Below are 19,495 nucleotides of genomic sequence, written 5' to 3'. Positions count from 1 at the left end.
GGCCCTGGTCGTGTTTCCGGTGGGAAGAGCCCGCCCGCCGCGGGTACAAAGCACCTGACGTGCTGCGCCGCTTCGCCCTCGTCCTGCGCGTCCTGGTCTCGACGGCCGGCAAGGACGCCTTCGCCCGCGCCATGCCGCTCTACATGGGGCTCGGCGTCGTCGGCGCGGTCGTGTTCGGCGGCAACGGGATGCACCCCGCGCAGCTCACCGGCCTCGCGGGCCAGTCGCTCCCGTTCCGGCTCGCGCTGTGGGCGGCGTGGCTGCTCGTCGGGACGCCCGCGGCGCGCGCGCTGCTCCGCGCCCCGGCGACCTTCTTCCTCCGCGCGCTGCCGGTCCCGCGCCTCCAGCTGCTCGCCGCGCACGCGCTGCTCCTCGCCGTCGCCGAGCTCCCGTGGGCGCTGCTCTGGGCGTTCGGCGCCGGCCCGCTCGCCGGCGGCGCCGCCTGCGCCGCCGCGCTCGCGGCGCACGGCATGCTCGTCGCGCGGCCGCGCGGCGGCCGCGAGCTCGCGGCGCTCTCGCTCCTCGCCGTCGCGATCCTGCTCGGGGCGCCTGCGCCGCTCCTGCTCGCGTGCGCCGCGCCCGCGCTCGCCCTCGGGCTCCGCGGGGCCGTCGTCCGCGCCCCGGAGCTCCCGCCCGGCCGCGAGCTCCCGCTGCTCCCGCGGGCCGCGCCCGCCCGCGGCGGCGCGCTCCTCGCGCTCTCGCTCGCTTACCTGGCGGCGCTCCTGCGCGGCCATCGCGCGGTGCTCCTGCGCGGCGCGGCGCTCACGCTGCTCGGCGCGCTCGCCGCGGCGGCGTGGGCGCGGAGCAGCGAGCCGCTCGAGGACGCGTCGCTCGCGGGCGCGTCGCTCGTCGCGCTCGCGCCGTTCGCGCTCTGCGCGGGCGCCGGTTGCTCCGGCCCGGTGCTGCGCGAGGAGCGGCGGATCGCGTGGCTCCTCGACGCCTGCGGCGCGTCGGCCCCGCTCCGGGCGGTCGCCGCCGCCGCCGCGGTCGCCGCGCCGCTCGTGGCCCTCGGGCTCGCGCACGGGGCGGCGGTCGCCGCGCTCACCCGGGCGGCGCCCCTCGCGGCGCTGCGCCTGCTCGGCGGCGCGGGCCTCGCGGGGCTGCTCCTGTCCGGGGTCGCGCTCGGCTGCGTGCGCTGGTCCGTGCGGCAGGACGGCCGCGACAGCAGCCGGGTGCTCCTCTCGGTGCTCGCGGCCGTCGTCGCGGCGACGGTGGCCGCGTGGATGCTGGACGAGATCGCGCTCGCGGCCTGGGCGCCGGCGGCCGCGCTGCTCGCGGGGCCCGCCGGCGCGCGCTGGCTCGCGCCGCGCCGCGCGCGCGGCGCCATGGCAGGGGAGAGGAGGGCGGGGTGATGCTGGAGGCGACGGGGATCCACAAGCGGCTCGCGGGCAGGGACGTGCTCTCGGGCGTCGACCTCCGCTGCGGGCCCTCGGACGTGGCCGTGGTGATGGGCGGCAACGGCGCCGGCAAATCGACCTTGCTGCGGATCGTCGCCGGGCTCCTGGAGCCCGATCGCGGCGCCGTCGTCCTCTGCGGCGATCCCGTCCACGGCGGCGGCGTCGCGGCGCGGCGCCGCCTCGGCTACGCGCCCGACGCCACCGAGGCGCTGCCCGACCTGCAGGTCTGCGAGCTCGTCGCCCTCGTGGCGGCGCTCAAGCAGGCGCCGCCGCTCGATCGCGCGTGGGTCGAGCGGATCGGCGCGGGCTCGTTCTTTCGTCAGCGCCTCTCCGGGCTCTCGTTCGGGCAGCGCAAGCGCGCGCTCCTGCTCGCCGCGCTGGTGGGCGACCCGTGGCTGCTCGTGCTCGACGAGCCGACGAACGGGCTCGATGAAGGCGGCGCGCGCGTGGTGCTGGACCTCATCGCGGAGCGCCGCGCCGGAGGGAAGGCGACCCTGCTCACGACGAACGATCCGGCGCTCGCGTCGGCGCTCGGCGATCCGCCGCGCTGGCTCGGCGAGGGGAGGCTCGGCGCGGCCGGGGTCGCTCCTTGAGGTGGAAGCGCTGATGGCGCGGGCCCGGCGCGGGGAGCTGGCGACCCGTGAGCACCGGCGCCGGGCGGCGCCTACCGGCCGGTCTGCCGGGGCGGCTGCGGGCAGAGCTGCTTCTTCAGCTCGTCCATCCCCGCTGCGCCCTTCTGCACGAGCGAAGCCAGCCGCTCGACCTTGGGCGCGAAGGAGCAGTCGACAGGCTCGTTCGGCGCCTGGTTCAGCAGCGCTTCGACCTTGTCGGAGGGGCCCTCCACGCTCTTCCTCATGCAGAGGATCGGGCTGCCCTGGTGGTAGTAGTACCTGCGCTGCAGCAGGCGTGTCTTCGCGGGCTCGCCGAAGGGAAAGGCGTCGTTCAGGGCGAAGATGAGCCGGCCGTTGTCATAATAGAACTGGTAGGTGGACCCGGCGTCTCCCGCGGCGATGTCCTTCAGCACGGCTTTCGAGACAGCGCCGTTCTTCTGGTGCAGCTGGACCTCGGCGCGCCCCTCGCCACCCGGGCAGGCCATGCGAAGCTCGTTCGTCTGCAGGCCTTTGTCCGCCTGGATCTCCGCGTACTTCTTTCGGATTTCATCGATCCGAGGGGCGCCCGACGCCTCCGGGGCGGCGCTCTGGTGCTCGGCGTCCGCCGCCGCGTCGGGGGCCGACGCGCGCGGCGCGGGCTGGGCGGTCGCCGGGGCGGCGGCCGCGGGCGGCTGAGCCCCGTGCTCGCCGCCAGACGCCGCAGCCGTCGTCGACGAGGAGCCAGGCGCCGTGGCGCCGCGCTCGCAGCCGGTGGCGAGCAGGACGCCCGCGAAGATCATCGCCGATCGACTCATGATGAGGCCCTATTCTCCATCGTGGGTTGAATCCACCTCGGCGCCCCCGGGGAGCGGGAGCAGCCGCAGCACCCGCGCCTCGCGCGTCTCGCGCCCCTCCAGGTCGAGCGACGTGGGGACGAGGCAACGCGCGAGCTCCTCGACGCCTTCCGAGGGGCAGTAGGCGCGCCCCGGATCGCCGACGAGCACGTCCGCAGGCCCCGCGGCCTGTCGCCGCAGCCAGGGGAGCATCCGGTCGACCATCGCGCGCTCGTAGAAGATGTCGCCCGCCACGATGACGTCCCACGCGCCGGGGGCGGCGCTCGCCGTGAGATCCTCCGCGATCACGTCGACGGTGACGCCGTTCAGGGCCGCGTTCAGCGCGAGCGCGGCCGCGGCGAACGGGTCGATGTCGGCGGCGCTCACGCGCGCGGCGCCCGCGAGGACCGCGGCGATCGCGACGATGCCGCCGCCGGCGGCGAGGTCGAGCACGCGCTTGCCCGCGACCGCGGCGGGGCGGTCGAGCAGGTACCGCGCGAGCGCCTGCCCGCCGGCCCACGCGAACGCCCAGTACGGCGGCGGCACGCCCGCGCGCGCGAGCGCCGCCTCGGTCGCGTGCCAGAGCGGCGTGACCTCGGTCGCGAGGTGGAGCCTCACCTCGGGGACGAGCGGCGGGCTGGCCACGGCGGTCTCGCGCGCCACGAACGCCGCGGCGCTCCCGGCAGGAGCGAGGCCCGTGGCAGGCCCGCGGGGCTCCGGCGCCGGCTCGAGATCCCGCGTCACAGCGCCTCGAAGATCCGGAGCGGCTCGGCCACGCGCGCGGCCCACGCCGCCTCGTCGTGCTCGGCCCCCGGGTGCCATGCGTAGAACACGCTCTCGCCCTCCACGTACGGCGACCGCGCCCTCGCGAGCACGCCGCGCAGCTGGCGGTTCTCGCAGTAGTTGTCGGCCGCCCTCGGGTCGTCGTCCTCGACGCCGTCGCCGTCGTCGTCCACGCAGTCCCCGCCGCCGCCCGAGTCCAGGTAGAGCGCCGCCGCCGGCTCGGCGTGCGCCGCGTACCGCTCGATCATCGTCTCGTGGCGCACGCCCGCCCCGATGCTGCCCCAGCCCATGGTGCCGGACAGGCTCGCGGCGAACGCGTACTCGCCCCGATGGCGGTCGGCGGCGTGGAAGCTGATGAGCCCCCCGAGCGACGAGCCCATGATCCCGACCGGACCCGGCTCGCCGTAGCGCGCCCGGATCAGGGGCCGGACGGTATCCCGCACGAAGTCGGCGTACGCGTCGCCCCTCCCGCCGATCAGCGCGCCGCCGTCCTCGATGCGATCCGTGACGTGGGTGTACTCGGAGAGGCGCGCCGTGGTGCTGTCGATGCCGACGAGGAGCACCCCGGGCGGCGCGTGATCCTGCAGGTGCCAGCCGCCCGCCGGGCCCGCCGGATCGAAGAGGTTCTGGCCGTCGTGCACGTAGAGGACGCGCTCCACGTCCCCTTCCGGAACCCACACGCGCACGGTGCGCGGCTCCATCGCCGCGTCGCCCACGCCGAAATGGCGATCGAGGTGCGCCGCGCTGGGCGCGACGAGGCTCATCTCGCCGAACGCGTCGTAGGTGATCGCGCGCGACCAGGGATCGGCCGACCATGTGGCGCGGTCCGTGAGCTTGTAGCGAGCGCCCGCGGGCACGTTCAGCACGATCCAGTGGAAGCCGGCGTCGCGCGTCATCTCGGCGCCGGTCCACCCGTCGTGATCGCCCGCGAGCAGGCGCAGGCTCGCGCTCGTCGAGACGAAGAGATACCCGCCGTCCACCGGGACGGGCCAGCCGGTCCGCGCCGCGTGCGAGAGCAGCGCCGCGTCGCGGTCTTCCCGCAGATCGTCAAGGATCGCCTCGACCGAGGTCCCGCCCACGCCGCCGCTGTGCCCACCCGCGCTCACGGCGCCGGACGCGCGCGGCGCGCCGCCGGCCTCCGCGGCGTCTCCGCAGCCGGCGAGCGCGGCGAGCGCGGCGAGCCCCGCTCGCGCCGCCGCCCGCCCGATCGCCGCGACCCTGCCCGGCGCGGCCACGGCTACCGCTTCGCGACCCGCGCTTCCGCCGCGCGCAGCGTCGTCTCCAGCAGCGAGGCGATCGTCATTGGGCCGACGCCGCCCGGCACCGGCGTGATCCAGCCGGCGCGCTCCCTGGCGGCCTCGAAATCGACGTCGCCCACGAGCTTGCCCGCGTCGTCGCGGTTCGCGCCGGCGTCGATCACCGCGGCGCCCTCCTTGATCCAGTCGCCCCGGATGAGCCTCGCCTTGCCGACGTCGGCGACGACGACGTCGGCCTCGCGGCAGAGCGCCGGCAGATCGCGCGTGTGGGCGTGGGCGATCGCCACCGTCGCGCCCTGCGCGAGCAGCAGCTGCGCCATCGGCCTGCCCACGAGATCGCTCGGGCCGACCACCACCGCGCGGGCGCCGGCGAGCTGGACGCCCGCCTCGGCGAGCAGGCGCATGCAGCCGGCCGGCGTGGCCGGCGCGAGCCCGCCCGGTCGCCCCAGCGCGAGCAGGCCCGCGTTCACCGGGTGGAGGCCGTCGACGTCCTTCGCGGGATCGATGGCGTCGAGCGCGACGTGCTCGCGGAGGTGCTGCGGCAGCGGCAGCTGGACGAGGATCCCGTCGACGGTGTCGTCCGCGTTGAGCTCCGCGATGCGCGCGAGCAGCTCCGCCTCGGTCGTACCGGCGGGGAGCGCGCGGAGCCGGCCTCGCATGCCGACCTCGTTCGACATCCGCTCCTTGCTCCGCGTGTAGCTCACGCTGGCCGGATCCTCGCCGACGAGCACCACGTCGAGGCCGGGGGGCCGGCCGTGGGCGGCCGCGAAGCGCGCCACCCCCTCCCGCACCTCGTCGCGGACCTTCTGAGCGATCGCCTTGCCGTCCAGGATCTTGGCTGCCACGGCCGCGGAGCTTAGATCAGCCGCGGCCGCCCCGGGGGCGCGGCCCGCGCGGCCCGCGCGCCGGCCTGCCTGGCGCGGCCGCCCGCGAACGGCCACGCCGGCCCCGACGAACGAACGCGCGCGGCGCGAAGGGACCGATACGTCCGCGGCGCGATCTTCAGGTTGACCCTTCCGTCCAGCGTCTTTAGCCATGAGCGGTGGACGCGCTGCACACCGACCTCTACCAGCTGACGATGGCGGCGGGGTACTTCCACCGCGGCATGGCCTCGCGCGTCGCGACGTGCGAGCTCTTCGTGCGGCGGCTGCCCAGGCACCGGCGCTTCCTCGTGGCGATGGGCCTGGAGCGCGTCGTGCGCTACCTCGAAGGGCTCCGCTTCACCGACGAGCAGATCGCCTACCTGAGCGCGCTCCCCGCCCTCGCGGACGCGATGACGCCGGCGTTCTGCAGCTACCTGCGCGACTTCCGCTTCCACGGCGACGTCTGGGCCGTCCCCGAGGGGACCGTGTTCTTCCCGAACGAGCCGCTCCTGCGCGTCACCGCGCCGATCATCGAGGCGCAGCTCATCGAGACGTTCGCCCTGTCCGCCGTCAACTACGCCACCGCGATCGCGTCGAAGGCCGCGCGCATCGTCCTGGCCGCCGGCGACGCGGGGGTCATGGAGTTCGGCACCCGGAGGGCCCACCCGGAGGCCGCGGTCGACGCGGCGCGGGCCGCGTACGCGGTCGGTTGCGTCGGCACCTCGAACGTCGAGGCCGGCATGCGCTTCGGCATCCCGGTGCTCGGGACGGCCGCGCACATGTGGACCATGGCCCACCCGACCGAGGAGGCCGCGTTCGAGGGCTACGTCGCCGTCTTCCCGAGCGCGGCGATCCTGCTCATCGACACGTACGACACGCTCGTCGGCGCCGCGCGCGCCGCCGCGGTCGCGCGCGACAAGCTGAAGGGGGTGCGCATCGACTCCGGCGACCTCGGCGCGCTCAGCGTGGCCGTGCGCAAGATCCTCGACGACGCCGGGTGCGCGTCGGCGAAGATCGTGGCCTCGGGCGATCTCAACGAGCACCGCATCGCCGAGCTCCGGCGCGCCGGGGCGCCCATCGACCTCTACGGCGTCGGGACGGACCTCGTGACGTCGATCGACGCGCCCTCGCTGGGCGGCGTCTACAAGCTCGTGGAGATCGGCGGCGCCGAGCCGGGCGCCGGCGGCGAGCGCACGCCCATCGCGAAGTTCTCGGAAGGGAAGGCGACGCTGCCCGGCGCGCACCAGGTGCACCGCTTCCGCGACCCGGCCGGCAAGCTCGCCCGCGACGTCATCGCGCTCGACGGCGAGCCCGCGGGCCCCGGGGCCGAGCCGCTGCTCGCGCCCGTGATGAGGCGCGGCGCCCGCGTCGCGCCGCCCGAGGGGCTCGACGCCGTCCGGGCGCGGGTGCGCGCCGAGATCGCCGGGCTGCCGGACGCGCTGCGGCGCATCGACGACGACCCCGTGCCGGGCGCGCCCTTCGCGGCCGAGGTGTCGCCGCGGCTCGGCGCGCTCGTCGAGGCGGTGCGCGCCCGCGTCGTCGCCGGCGCAGGATAGCGAGGGCGAGCGGGGCGCCGCGCGGCGAGGCCGCGGGGCGGCGGGCGCCCTTCGAGGGAACGCGAGAGGAGAGAGGACATGGCGAGTGGCGATCCGACCCGGCAAGCTCCGCACCCGAGGGTGTTCGTCGACGTCGACGTGCAGCGCGACTTCTGCGACGAGACCGGCGCGCTCTACGTGAAGGGCTCGCCGAACGCGCTGTTCCGGCGGCTCACCGAGCACGCCGTCGCGCACGGGATCCCGATCGTCGGCTCGGTCGACTCGCACGCGTGGGACGCGTGGGAGTTCGGGTCGAACGACACCCCGGCGCCCGAGGGCGAAAAGCCGGGCTTCCCCGACCACTGCGTGAAGGGGACGCCGGGCTGGCTCAAGGTCGAGGGGACGCTGCCGCCGCGCTTCCGCTTCCTGCCGAACGTCGCAGGGGCGCCGATCGACGCCGCGGTGCGCGAGCTCGCGACGGGCAAGACCCACGCGGTCTACTTCGAGAAGGAGGTCTACAGCCTGTTCGCGAACCCCCTCGCCGAGGGCTTCCTGCGCGATCTCGCCGCGGCGCTCGGCGGCGCGCCGGAGCTCGTCGTCTACGGCGTCGCGACCGACTACTGCGTCCGCGCCGCCGCCCTCGGCCTCGCGCAGCGCGGCTACCGCGCGACGGTCCTGACCGACGCCGTCGCCGGCATCACCGAGGCCGGCGTCGCCGCCGCGCTCGCCGAGATGCGGGCCGCCGGCGTCACCCTCGCGACCTCGTCGGCCGTGCTCGGCTGACGACGTCGCGCGGCCGGCGCGGCCCGCCGGGGCGCCCGCGGCGGCCCTCGACGCGCCCGCGCCGTCAGCGACCCTCGACGCGCTCGCGCCGTCAGCGATCCTCGACGCGCTCGCGCCGTCAGCGGCCCTCTGGCGCGCCGCCGGTCGGGTCGGGATCGCTCGGGTCGCCCTGGGCCCGCAGCGACGCGCAGAGGTCGACGAGCGGCTGCGGCTTGTCGAAGTGCCACCCCTGCGCGTAGTGGATGCCCATCGACGTGAGCAGATCGGCGATCTCCTGGTTCTCGACCTGCTCGGCGACGGTCTTGATGCCGAGCGTGTCGCCGATGCGGTGCACCGACTCCACGATCGCGCGGTGGAGCGTGTTGTCCTGCAGGTCGCGCACGAACATGCCGTCGATCTTCACGTAGTCGACCGGCAGGCTCTCCAGGTAGCCGTACGACGCGTGCCCGCTGCCGAAGTCGTCGATCGCGAACCGGCACCCCATGGCGCCGAGCTCCTGCATGAACCACAGCACCTCGCCGAGGTTGGCGAGCGCCGCGGTCTCGGTGATCTCGAAGCAGATCTTGCTCGGCGGCACCTGCGCCCGGTGCAGCTGCTCGACCAGGAAGTCGAGCAGGCCCTCGCGCAGGAGCGACACGCCCGACAGGTTGATCGAGCACGTGTCGAGGCGCCGCAGCGCGTGCTGCGGCAGCGCGCCGATCAGCCGGAACGCCTGCCGCGCGACGTAGCGGTCGATGACGTGGATGAGGCCGCTCTGCTCCGCCGCCTGGATGATGCCGACCGGCGAGTAGAACCGGCCGTCCTCGCCGAGCTGCCGCACGAGCACCTCGAAGTGCGCGCCGCGCGGGGTGTGGGGCGCGCCCGGCTTCACGAGCGGGTGGATGCCCTGCGAGTAGAGCCGGAGCCGCCCCTCGGCCAGGTGGCGCTGCAGGCTCGCGACCCACTGCATCGAGCGCCGGCTCGTCGTCATCTGCTGGTCGTCGAGGTAGACCTGCAGCCGCCCGCGCCCGTTCTCCTTCGCGATCCGGCACGCGTGATCGGCGGCGCCGAGCACGTCGACCGCCCGCTCGAAGTGCGGCGTCAGCACCACGAGCCCGATGCTCGCGCCGATCGAGAACGTCTTCTCCGCCCACCCGAACCGGAACTCGAGCAAGCAGATCTGCAGATCGCGCGCGATGCGCTCCGCCTCGCGCTCGCTCTTGTCCGCGAGCAAGAGGACGAACTCGTCGCCGCCGATCCGCCCGGCCGCGTCCTTCGGTCCGACGATCTCGTGCACGCGCGTCGCGACCCACTGGAGCAGATCGTCGCCCGCCTCGTGGCCGCACGTTGCGTTGACGAGCCGGAAGCGATCCAGGTCGATGTAGCAGAGCGCGTACGGCGTCCCGGTCTTCCGGCAGTCGTTCAGCGCCTCCTCGATGCGATCGATGATCGCGTACCGATCGAGGAGGCGCGTGAGCGCGTCGTAGCGGGGCTTGGCCGGGTGGATCGGCAGGGGCCCCGGCGCGCCGAGCTCGCGGAACAGGATGATCTGCCCGGGCGGCGGCGGCGGCTTCGAGTCGCGGTGGCCCTCGCGCGCGGGCCGCGCGGCGACGGCGCCGATCGTGTGGAGGATCGGGATCACGGAGCCGTCGCGGCGCTCGAGCAGCGCGGTGTACCGCGCCGGCGGCCGGCTCGCCGCGGCCGCCTCGGGCGCGGCGAGCGGCGCGCCCGGCGTGCGCAGCGCGCCCTCGTCGATGATCACCGGCGAGAGCGGCGCCACGGGCTCGCGCCGCGGCGTGAGCCCGGGCGGCGGCGGCGCGGGCTTCGCGGGCGCGCCCTCGTCGAACAGCTCGTTCATCTCTCCGACGTCGATGTCCGGATCTCCGCTCGTCGTGCCCGCCGCCGGGATCAGGCGGAGCACGCGATCGAGCAGCGCGCCGCGCGCTTCCACGATCGACCAGCCGGTCAACCGCTCCGCCGCGCCGTTGCAGCGCACGATGCGCTGCTCGGCGTCGACCTCGATCAGGCCGACGTCGACCTCGGACAGCCACGCAGCAAGCTGTTTGTCCGGCGAGCCGCGGTGCGCGTCCGAGCGATCGAACGCGGCGTGCAGGCTCGACTCCGGCCGGTCATCGATCTTTGCCACCACCCCGTTATGGTAGTTGCATTCCCGGAGAAGCGGACTTCTTAAGCGCCGACGGCGCGGAAACTCGACGGCCACGCCCCCCGCTGGGGTAGGCTCGGGTCATGGGTGGTCACGAGGAGAGCAGGCGCTCCCGGCCGGGGCTCGGCGCCGCCATCGTTTCCCCGGCGTTGCGGCGATCCGTCGATCTCCAGCGGAAAAATTCCGGCCACCGGCCGGCGAAAGCCGGTGCTGACGCGACGCGTTGTGGCGGTATGTCGGGGTGGGGTGGCGGTGTGGGAGCGCGGTTCGCTCCCGGCGGGGGGTGAGGCGTCGATGGGGCTCGTCCTGTTCGGGCTCACCGGCGGCCTCGGCTCCGGCAAGAGCACGGTGGCGGCGCGGTTTCGCGCGCAGGGGCTCCCGGTGATCGACGCCGACGCGCTCGCCCGCGACGTGGTCGCGAAGGGGACCGAGGGGCTCGCCGAGGTGGTCCGCGCCTTCGGTCCGGAGGTGCTCTCGCCGGACGGCTCGCTCGATCGCGCGCGCGTCGCCGCGATCGTCTTCGACGATCCGGACAAGCGCCGGCGGCTGAACGCGATCGTGCACCCGCGCATCGGGGCGCTCCTCCTGGAGCGCGCCGCCGCGATCGAGGCGCGGGGCGAGCCGCTCGCGTGCTACGAGGCGGCGCTCCTCGTCGAGAACGGGGTCGCCGACGCGTTCCGCCCGCTCGTTGTCGTCGCGGTGCCCGAGGCCGTCCAGATCGCGCGCGCGATGGCGCGGGACGGCGCGACCGAGGAGCAGGTGCGCGCCCGGCTCGCCGCGCAGCTGCCGCTCGCCAGCAAGGTCGCGGTCGCCGACCACGTCATCGACAACGCCGGCGATCGCGCCGCGACCGAGCGCCAGGCCGACGAGGTGCTCGCCGCGATCCGGGCGAAGCTCGGCCGCGCCGGACCACTGACTTGATGCGCAGTGCCCGGCGTGGAAGTCTCGCGGCCGGCCGATGACGTCGTTCAAGTCGAAGCTCGCGCGGCTCGGGCCGCTCCCGGCGGAGCGGCGGGGCAGCGCGCCGCTCGCCCCCGCGCCGGCGCCCCTCGCCCGCGATCCCGCCGCGGAGGACGACCGGGCATCCGCCCCTCCGCCCGCGCCGCCGGCGCCCTGCGAGGCGGCCGCCGCAGCGGCGGTCCCGGCCGCCGCCGGCGCGGTCTCGGCCGCCGCCGGCGAGGTCCCGGCCGCGGCCGCGCCGGCCGAGGCGGCGCGGCCGCGGGCGGCGGCGCCGGGCGCGCCCGCGGGGGGCGGCGCTCGGCCGTCGCTCGACGAGCTGCGCGACCGCATCTCCCGCATCGTCGCCCGGGGCGCGCCGCCGGCGCCGCGGGCCGATCCGGCGCGCGGCGAGCTCCCGTTCCACGTCGAGCAGACGCCCGGCGGGCCGCTCTACGTGAGCCGCACCCGCTCGCTCGCGGCGGCCCGCGTCGGCCGCGCCCCGCTCGTCGCCGCGCGCGACGCCGATCCGGCGATGCTCGCGCTGCTCGCGCTCGATCCCGCGCTCGCCGGCTGCGACGTGCGGAAGGCGCTGTTCCTCGACACCGAGACCACGGGCCTCGCCGGCGGCACGGGCACCGTGCCGTTCCTGATCGGCCTCGCCTGGTTCGACCCCGGGGCGGCGAGCGCGGGGCCGCTCGGCGAGCCCTCGTCCGACGGCTTCGTCATGGAGCAGCTCCTCCTGCGCCGCCTCGGCGAGGAGGAGCCGATCCTGCGCCGCCTCGCCGAGCGCCTCGCCGGAGCCTCGATGATCATCACGTACAACGGCAAGGCGTTCGACCTGCCGCTCCTGCGCACGCGCTACGTGATGAACCGCCTGCCGCCGCCGCCGGAGCTGCCGCACCTCGACCTCGTCCACGTCGCCCGCCGCATCCACAAGGCCCGGCTGAAGACGCGCACGCTGATCGCCCTGGAGCACGACGTGCTCGGCCGGGTGCGCGTCGGGGACGTGCCCGGCGGCGAGATCGTCGCGTGCTACGCCCACTTCCTGCGCACGGGCGACGAGGAGGCGCTGCTCGGCGTCGTCGAGCACAACGCGGCCGACGTGCTCGCGATGGTCGCGCTGGTCGGCCTCTACGGCGAGCCCCTCGGCAGCCTCGCCGCCGGCGATCTCGCCGGCGTGGCGGCCACGCTGCGGAGGGCGGGCGCGCTCGAGCGCGCGGCCGAGCTCGCGGACGCGGCCGTCGAGCGCGGCGGCGGCGCGGCGGCGCGCCGCGCGCGCGGCGACATCGCGAAGGCGCGCGGGGACAAGGCGCGGGCGCTCTCGGACTACGAGGCGCTCGCCGCCGAGATCGACGACCCCGCGGTGCGCCTCGAGCTGGCGAAGCTCTACGAGCACCACGTGCGCGCCTTCGCCCGCGCCCTCGACCTGGCCGACCAGGGCACCGCCGAGCCCGAGCCCGCGCAGGCGCGCCGCCGAGCCCGGCTGCGGCGGAAGCTCGATCGCGCGACCGGCGGCGCCGCCGCGCTGGCGCTGCCGTTCGAGCGCGCCGAGGCCGGTGGAGCGGGCGGAGCGCGGCCGGGCGCCCAGCCCGCCGCCGCGCCCGAGCGCGAGGGGAAAGAGTGAGCGGGCCCCCCGCGGCCCCGCGGCTCGGGCTCGCCGGCGGGGGCCAGGCGGGGCCGATCGAGAAATCCATCGGTCCGGCTTCTCGCCGGCGCGCGCGTGGGCTAGGGTGGGGGCGATGATTACCGTCGGCTGCGCCGGTTTCCCCGTCCCAGCGACGCGCTATTTCCGCGAGTTCATGTTCGTGGAGGTGCAGGAGACCCATGTGTCCCTCCCGGGACCTGGAACGATCCGGCGCTGGCGGCGCGAAGCTCCGGTCGGCTTTCGCTTCGCCCTGCTCGGTCCGCGCGAGATCGGGCAGGAGGGCTTCAGGGACGGCAAGGTGATCGAGACGGCGCTGAAGAGCATCGAGGCCGTGGCGGACGAGCTCGAGGCGAAGAGCGCCGTCTTCGTCGGTCCCCCGGAGTTCGCGCCGACGCGCGCGAACAAGGCGATCCTGCGCGAGTTCCTGGTCAACGTGAAGAAGCGCTTCGAGCGCGTCGTCTTCGAGCCGCCCCCGGGGTGGGATCCGGACGAGAGCGACGAGCTCACCCAGGAGGTCGGCGCCCTGGCCGCGCGCGATCCGCTGACCGCGGGGCTCTCGCGGCTGAAGGTGGCCTACTACCGCCTGCACGGCCCGGCGGGTCACAAGTCGCGCTACGAGGATCCGGCGATCGAGCGGCTCGCGGAGATCGCGCGCGGCGCGAAGCACGACGACGCGACGTACGTGTTCACGAACGTCGACATGTTCGCCGACGCGAAGCGCTTCAAGAAGGCGATGAAGATCTGACGCGGGCGCGCCGCCCGCGGAGGTGAGGCTCAGCGCGGCGCGGCGCGGCCCAGCGCGCCGCGGAGGTGAGGCTCAGCGCGCGGCGCTGCGGAGGCGCCAGCGCTCCGGCCGCGTGAACAGCGCCATCGCGGCGCTCACGGCCGCGGCGACGTACCACGGGATGTCCTGCACGGTCCCGTAGACGGTCTGCGCGCGCATGAACCGCGCCTCGCCGAGCAGCGACTGCTCCTTGAAGGTGTCGCTGTGCGCGACGACCCGGCCGACCGGGTCGACGATCGCGGAGACGCCGCTGTTCGTGGCGCGCACGAGGTAGCGGCGGTGCTCGATGGAGCGCATCTTCGCGAGCGCGAGGTGGATCCACGGCTCCGTCGTGTTGCCGAACCAGGCGTCGTTCGTGAGGTTGACGAGCAGGTCGGGGTCGCCCGCGGCGACGAGCTTGTTCACGAAGTGCGGCAGGATGTCCTCGTAGCAGATCATCGCCGCGAGCCGGTGCCCGTCCCACTCGAGCGGGGCGAGCGACGTGCCGGGGCTGAAGCGGCCCGAGTTCGGCGACAGCGTGTAGAGGTACGGGACCGCCTCGCCGAGCGGGAGGTACTCCCCGAACGCGAGCAGGTACTGCTTGTCGTAGCGCCCGAGGATCTCGCCCTCGTCGCCGGCCATCAGCGCCGTGTTGAAGCTCACGCCGCGCTCGTTCCGATCGGCCGGGAGCCGGTGGATGACCGTGCCGACCACGGTGGGGACGCCGAGGCGGCTCGTGAGCGACCGCTGGACGTCGTTCTTGTACGACGACTCGCGGAAGGCCTGCGGCACGCCGGCCTCGCTCCACACGACGAGCCCCGCGCCCTGCTTCGCGAGCGCCCGGGTGCGGTCCACGTGGATCTTGAGCGCGTTCCGCCGGTCGAAGAGCGCGAGGTTCGGCTGGACGATCCCGATCTTGATCGGCTCGGCCGCGGCGGCGGCCGCGTCCACGGCGCGAATCCGGATCACGCCGTACACGGCCGCGAGGGCGGGGGCCGCGACGCCCACCGCGACGACCGCGCGGCGGAGCGGGCGGCCGGGTTGCGGGCCGGCGCCGCCGCCCGCGCGCGGCGCGCGATCGAGCCGGAAGCTCACCAGCTCGGCGATGGCGAGGTTGGCGGCGACAAGCACCAGCCCGACGAGGTAGGGGCCGCCGAGATCCGCGACCTGGCCCATGACCGGCGCGTTGTGGACCGAGGCGCCGTAGTACCAGGGGAAGAGCAGCGGATAGACGAGCTCGCTGGTCACGAACGCGAGCGCGAACGCCACGGCGCCCGGCCACCCGCGCGCCTCGGCCCGCCCGTAGAGCCAGCCGCAGAGGGCGATCCGTCCGGCCTGGTAGGCGCAGAGGATGGCCATGAAGAGCGCGCAGAGGATCGTGGGGAATCCGCTGAACACCCGCAGCATCTCGAGCAGCCAGTAGAAGCCGGTCATCGTCATGACGAAGCCGGCGATCCAGCCGAGCAGCGCCGCGCGCCCCGGCGTCTGCCCGCGCAGCGCCACGATCAGCGGGACGAGGCCGAAGAACGAGATCGGCCAGAGGTCCATCCCCGGAAACCCGAGGAAGTAGAACAGGCCGGAGAGCGCCGCGAGCCCGTAGGAGAGGCGCGCGGGCAGCGGCCGCGCCGCGGCGCCGGCGCCCTCGCGCGGCGCGCCCGCGCCGGGCGGCGCTTCCGGCCGAGGGAGGTGTTCGGCCTCTCCGCCGCCGACGCTTGCGCCGGCGGCCTCGCTCTCTTGCTGGTGCGTTGTCGTCATCGGGAGCGCCGGAGGAGCCGGGGGGACGAGAAGCAGCGCGCCGCCGTGACGGCGCGGTCGAACTTGAAGGAGCCGAGCATGGCGGCCCCCCGTATTGGATGGGCGCCGCCGCTCGTCAACCCGCTCGGCGCGAGCGTGGCAACCCGCTCGGCGCGCGTGGCAACCCGCTCGGCGCGCGTGGCAACCCGCTCGGCGCGCGCCGGGCACGAGCTCCGCGAGGGCCGCCGACGGGCTCAGCGAGCGCGGAGGAACAAGCTCGTTGCAAGCGAGCGCCCCAAGCGGACGAACCGGGGCCCGGATCGCGCCGGCGCGCCTGGTCAGGCGGTGGAAAGTAGCGCAGAACGTGCCTGAACCCCGCCGTTCGTGACTACTATCCGCACGCAGAGCCCATGTCGAAGATACTTCACATCGAGGACGATCCCGCGAACCGCCTGCTCGTCCGCAAGCTGCTCCAGAGCGCCGGCTACGAGGTCCTCGAGGCCGCCGACGGGCTCGAAGGGGTGCGCCTCGCCTGCGCGCACCGCCCGGATCTCGTCCTCGTCGATCTGAACATCCCCGGCCTCGACGGGTTCGAGGTCACCCTGCGCCTGCGCGGTGAGGCGTCGCTCGCCGGCGTCCCGATCGTGGCGATCACCGCCGAGGGCGACCGCGACACGAGCCTCGCCGTCGGCTGCGACGGCTTCCTCCAGAAGCCGATCGACGCGCGCTCCTTCTCGGCCGTCATCGCCCGCTACCTCAGCGGCGCGCGCGAGGAGCTCCCCGCGTCGCAGGGGCCGCTCCGGCTGCGCGAGCAGAGCCAGCGCATCGTCGCCCACCTCGAGCAGAAGGTGGCCGAGCTCTCGCGCGCCAACGCCCGGCTGCGCGAGCTCGACGCCGCGCGCACCGAGTTCTACCGCAACATCTCGCACGAGCTCGCGACCCCGATGACCCCGATCGTCGGGTACGTGAAGCTGCTCGCCGACGAGGAGCTCGGCCCGCTCAACAAGGCGCAGAAGAAGGCGCTGCTCGCGATGGAGGACTGCGTGCGCAGGCTCCGGTCGCTCATCGACAACCTGCTCGACGTGACCGGCATCGAGACGGGCCGGATGCGCTTCATGCACTCGGAGTACGACTTCCTCGACACCACGCGGCGCGCCCTCGCGCAGGTGGCCGACCGCTTCGCCGAGGGGAAGGTCCAGCTCGTCGAGGATCTCCCGCGCGGCCCGCTGCCCGCCTGGGGCGACGCGGGCCGGCTGCAGCGGGCGATGATCCAGCTGTTCGAGAACGCCGCGAAGTTCACGCCGGCCGGCGGCACCGCGGGCGTGCGGGTCAGCGTGCTCCAGTCGGGGCACTACGAGCTCTGCGTCGCGGACACCGGGCCCGGGGTCAAGCCCGACCGCCAGCCGCGCATCTTCGAGCCGTTCTACCAGGTCGACGGCTCGGCCACGCGCGCCTACGGCGGCGTCGGCGTCGGGCTCGCGATCGCGCGGCGCACCGCCCGCGGGCTCGGCGGCGACGTGCGCGTCGTCTCGCCCAGCAACGAGGTCATCGAGGGCGAGGCGCTCACCGGCTCCGCGTTCTACCTGACCGTCGCTCGGCGGGCGCCCTTCCAGGACGACGGCAGCTCGCCGGGCCGGCTCGGCCCGCCCTCGTCGCCGCCCATCGATTCGTCGGCCTGATGCGCCCTGCCTCCAGCGTCATCTACCTCGACTGGAACGCCACGACGCCGCCGCACCCCGAGGTCCTCGCGGCGATGCAGGCCGCCGCCGAGGTGGCCTGGGCCAACCCGGCGAGCGTGCACGGACCGGGGCGGCGGGCGCGCGCGTTCATCGAGCAGGCGCGGGAGGCGGTCGCCCGGCTCACCGGCTTCGACGCGCGCGACGTGACCCTCACCTCGGGCGGGACCGAGGCCAACAACCTGGCGCTGCTGCACGCCTTCGGCGACGAGGCTGCGGCAGGCGCGGCCGGTGCGGGCGCGGCCGGGGAGCCGGCCGCGGGAGCGGGTGCGTCCGGGGGGGCGGCCGCCGGGCGGCTCCACGGCGCGCTCGTGGTCTCGCGGATCGAGCACCCGTCGGTGACCCGCGCCGCGGAGGGGCTCGCCGGCCGCGGTGTGCACGTCGCCTGGGTCGATCCCGAGCCGTCCGGCCGGGTCGCGCCGGAGGCGATCGCCGCCGCCATCGACCGGGCGGCGGCGGTCGCGCCGGTGCGGCTCGTCAGCCTCCAGGCGGTCAACCATGAGACGGGCGTCGTCCAGCCGGTCGCCGAGGCGGCGGCGATCGTCCACGCCCGCGGGGCGCGGCTCCACGTGGACGCCGTCCAGGCGGTGGGGCGCCTGCCGCCCGAGGCGTGGGCCGGGGCGGATCTCGTGTCGGTCGCGGCCCACAAGATCCGCGGCCCGAAGGGGATCGGCGCCCTCGCGGCGCGGCCCGGCATCCGGCTCCGGCCCGTCCTGCTCGGCGGCGCCCAGGAGCGCGGGCTGCGGCCCGGCACGCAGGACCCGGTGGCCGCGGCCGGCTTCGCCGTCGCCGCCCGTCGAGCGCTCGGCGCCCCCGCCCGGTACGCGGCGCTCGCCCCGCTCCGCGATCGCCTCGAGGCCGAGCTCACCCAGGTTGGGCGCGCCGCCGGCGCTCCGCCGGTCCGCAACGGGGAGGGCGCGCGCGCCCCCCACGTCGCGAACCTCTCCTGGCCCGGCTGGCGCGGCGACGAGCTCTGCGCCGCGCTCGACCTGGAGGGCGTCGCCGTGTCCAGCGGCGCGGCCTGCAGCGCCGGGACCGCCGAGCCGTCCCCGGTCCTCACCGCGATGCTCGGACCCGAGCGCGCGGCCTCCGCCGTGCGCTTCTCGATCGGCGAGGACACGACCGAAGCCGACCTGGTCGAGGCCGCGCGCCGCGTGGCCCGCGTGCTCGCCCGCCTCCGGTCGCTTCCAGCCGGAAGCTGAGCCGATCCAGCCGCTTGCCGAGAGGCCGTCGATTCTTGAACCATCCCTCGAGCCATTCCGGATTACCGCGCAGAAAAGGGTGAGTCCACAGGGGTAACCCCTCGCAACGACTCAACTTTTCGAGGGGGGTGTGGATTCTTTTTGTCGATCCATTGAATGGATTCAATCGGCCGTCCTGCTGCGAACCTGTTCAGCGATGGCCCCTGTGCTCGAACCTACTTCAGATGCTGCGCGTATCTATGCAAATTTGTTGAGAATTTGTCCGAAATCAGGAATGGTCTTACGGCGCTTCCGGACGACCTCGGAGCGCGCGTTGCGCCGAGCCCGGTCCCATTGCGCGGGATCGATCGCTGGAGATCCCGGGGAGCCCTCGGGAATGGGCCTACGGCGCCGGCTGTGCGATCGCGCAGCGCGCGCGCCGCGCGTCCGCCGAGGCGGCGCGCGGGCGAGGCGACGAGCGCTCGCGCGGGCGAGGCGACGAGCGCTGGCGCGGGCGATGCGACGAGCGCCGGCGCGGGCGATGCGACGAGCGCTCGCGGACTCGGACTACGCGCGGGGCGCGCGGCGCTGCCGGACGACCTCGTAGAGCGCGATCGCGCCGGCGACCGAGGCGTTCAGCGAGGCGATGGGGCCGGTCATGGGGAGCCGGGCCACGTGCTGGCAGACGCGGCGGACCGAGCGGCGCGTGCCCTTGTCCTCGGCGCCGATGACGATCGCGACCGGGCCGGTCAGGGGCAGCTCGCCGAGCTCGACCGGGCCCTGGGCGTCGAGCGCGATCGCGGCGACACCCCGGGCGGCGAGCGACTCCAGCGCGTCGGGCAAGGAGCGGACACGGCAGAGCCTCGCGTGCTCGATCGCGCCTGCGGACGCGCGGAACGTCGCCGGCGTGAGCGGCGCCGAGCTGTGCTCGGGCCACAGGATCGCCCGCGCGCCGAGGGCGACGGCGCTGCGGATCACCGCGCCGAAATTCTGGGGGTCCATCACGCCGTCGAGCGCCACCGTGATGGTGCCGACGCCGGGCTGGCCCTCCTCGACGACCGGGATCGCGTCGACCCCGACGATCTGGAGCTCGGGCGCCGACGCGACGGCGCCCTGGTGGCGGCCGCCGGCGCTGCGGCGATCGAGCTCGCCGCGGGGCGCGCGCTCGGTCGGGATGCCCTGGCCCTCCGCGAGGCGCGCGAGCGCGTCGAGCTTCGGTCCGCCGTCGCGCTGGACGAGGACCCAGCCGACCCGGGCGCCGTGCGCGCGGATCGCCTCGCGGACCGGCTGGAGACCGTAGACGAGTCGGCTCAC

16 protein-coding genes are annotated in these 19,495 nt (G+C 75.3%); 9 read left to right on the top strand and 7 right to left on the bottom strand.

Annotated features, from left to right (window positions below; all coding sequences use genetic code 11):
• The first annotated feature begins 59 nt into the window (after positions 1-59).
• Together WMF20_RS21390 and WMF20_RS21385 are read left to right on the top strand one after the other, a co-directional pair.
• Positions 60-1,352, top strand: coding sequence for a hypothetical protein (locus WMF20_RS21390; RefSeq protein WP_437616348.1), 1,293 nt, complete (start codon positions 60-62; stop codon positions 1,350-1,352).
• Positions 1,352-1,990, top strand: coding sequence for an ATP-binding cassette domain-containing protein (locus WMF20_RS21385; RefSeq protein WP_437616346.1), 639 nt, complete (start codon positions 1,352-1,354; stop codon positions 1,988-1,990). Before WMF20_RS21390 ends, WMF20_RS21385 begins: the two co-directional genes overlap by 1 nt.
• Positions 1,991-2,061: 71 nt before the next feature.
• On the opposite strand, the gene WMF20_RS21380 is transcribed toward WMF20_RS21385, so the two are convergent.
• Genes WMF20_RS21380 through WMF20_RS21365 form a run of 4 tightly spaced genes read right to left on the bottom strand, consistent with a single transcriptional unit; the run spans position 2,062 to position 5,704 of the window.
• Positions 2,062-2,802, bottom strand: a complete 741-nt coding sequence (locus WMF20_RS21380) for a hypothetical protein (RefSeq protein WP_437616344.1) — start codon at positions 2,800-2,802, stop codon at positions 2,062-2,064.
• A gap of 9 nt (positions 2,803-2,811) precedes the next feature.
• A complete protein-coding gene (locus tag WMF20_RS21375) occupies positions 2,812-3,564 on the bottom strand; it encodes a class I SAM-dependent methyltransferase (protein ID WP_437616342.1) in 753 nt (250 codons plus the stop codon).
• Positions 3,561-4,838 (bottom strand): alpha/beta hydrolase, encoded by a 1,278-nt coding sequence (locus WMF20_RS21370; RefSeq protein ID WP_437616340.1) that lies wholly within the window; start codon positions 4,836-4,838, stop codon positions 3,561-3,563. The genes WMF20_RS21375 and WMF20_RS21370 overlap by 4 nt, the downstream gene beginning before the upstream one ends.
• 2 nt (positions 4,839-4,840) lie before the next feature.
• Positions 4,841-5,704: a bifunctional 5,10-methylenetetrahydrofolate dehydrogenase/5,10-methenyltetrahydrofolate cyclohydrolase gene (locus WMF20_RS21365; RefSeq protein ID WP_437616338.1), complete on the bottom strand. Its 864-nt coding sequence runs from the start codon at positions 5,702-5,704 to the stop codon at positions 4,841-4,843.
• Positions 5,705-5,901: 197 nt separating this feature from the next.
• On the opposite strand from WMF20_RS21365, the gene WMF20_RS21360 reads away from it, so the two are divergent.
• On the top strand, positions 5,902-7,278 hold the full coding sequence (locus WMF20_RS21360) for a nicotinate phosphoribosyltransferase (RefSeq protein ID WP_437616336.1): 1,377 nt from the start codon (positions 5,902-5,904) through the stop codon (positions 7,276-7,278).
• A gap of 78 nt (positions 7,279-7,356) precedes the next feature.
• Positions 7,357-8,040: a cysteine hydrolase family protein gene (locus WMF20_RS21355; RefSeq protein WP_129576114.1), complete on the top strand. Its 684-nt coding sequence runs from the start codon at positions 7,357-7,359 to the stop codon at positions 8,038-8,040.
• A gap of 118 nt (positions 8,041-8,158) precedes the next feature.
• Here the strand turns inward: WMF20_RS21355 and WMF20_RS21350 are convergent, their stop codons facing one another.
• Positions 8,159-10,165, bottom strand: coding sequence for an EAL domain-containing protein (locus WMF20_RS21350; RefSeq protein WP_437616334.1), 2,007 nt, complete (start codon positions 10,163-10,165; stop codon positions 8,159-8,161).
• A gap of 312 nt (positions 10,166-10,477) precedes the next feature.
• On the opposite strand from WMF20_RS21350, the gene coaE reads away from it, so the two are divergent.
• From coaE to WMF20_RS21335, 3 genes are all read left to right on the top strand, one after another.
• Positions 10,478-11,104, top strand: a complete 627-nt coding sequence (coaE, locus tag WMF20_RS21345; RefSeq protein WP_437616332.1) for a dephospho-CoA kinase — start codon at positions 10,478-10,480, stop codon at positions 11,102-11,104.
• A 37-nt stretch (positions 11,105-11,141) separates the two neighbouring features.
• A complete protein-coding gene (locus WMF20_RS21340) occupies positions 11,142-12,746 on the top strand; it encodes a ribonuclease H-like domain-containing protein (RefSeq protein ID WP_437616330.1) in 1,605 nt (534 codons plus the stop codon).
• Positions 12,747-12,861: 115 nt separating this feature from the next.
• Positions 12,862-13,512, top strand: coding sequence for a DUF72 domain-containing protein (locus WMF20_RS21335; protein WP_129576110.1), 651 nt, complete (start codon positions 12,862-12,864; stop codon positions 13,510-13,512).
• Positions 13,513-13,584: 72 nt separating this feature from the next.
• Here WMF20_RS21335 and lnt read toward each other — a convergent pair whose 3' ends face one another.
• A complete protein-coding gene (lnt, locus tag WMF20_RS21330; RefSeq protein ID WP_437616328.1) occupies positions 13,585-15,285 on the bottom strand; it encodes an apolipoprotein N-acyltransferase in 1,701 nt (566 codons plus the stop codon).
• Positions 15,286-15,674: 389 nt separating this feature from the next.
• Between lnt and WMF20_RS21325 the strand changes: the two genes are divergently transcribed.
• Both WMF20_RS21325 and WMF20_RS21320 read left to right on the top strand, forming a co-directional pair.
• Complete coding sequence (locus WMF20_RS21325; RefSeq protein ID WP_129576108.1) at positions 15,675-16,943, top strand: hybrid sensor histidine kinase/response regulator; 1,269 nt, start codon at positions 15,675-15,677, stop codon at positions 16,941-16,943.
• Positions 16,943-18,202, top strand: coding sequence for a cysteine desulfurase family protein (locus WMF20_RS21320; RefSeq protein ID WP_437616326.1), 1,260 nt, complete (start codon positions 16,943-16,945; stop codon positions 18,200-18,202). The genes WMF20_RS21325 and WMF20_RS21320 overlap by 1 nt, the downstream gene beginning before the upstream one ends.
• 546 nt (positions 18,203-18,748) lie before the next feature.
• Here WMF20_RS21320 and WMF20_RS21315 read toward each other — a convergent pair.
• Positions 18,749-19,495 carry a TrmH family RNA methyltransferase gene (locus WMF20_RS21315; RefSeq protein WP_437616324.1) on the bottom strand — a complete coding sequence of 249 codons (747 nt, stop codon included), beginning with the start codon at positions 19,493-19,495 and terminating at the stop codon, positions 18,749-18,751.

Source organism: Sorangium sp. So ce834, from assembly GCF_051521425.1.
GTDB lineage: Bacteria > Myxococcota_A > Polyangia > Polyangiales > Polyangiaceae > Sorangium > Sorangium cellulosum_D.
This window is presented reverse-complemented; position numbering and strand designations above follow the sequence as displayed.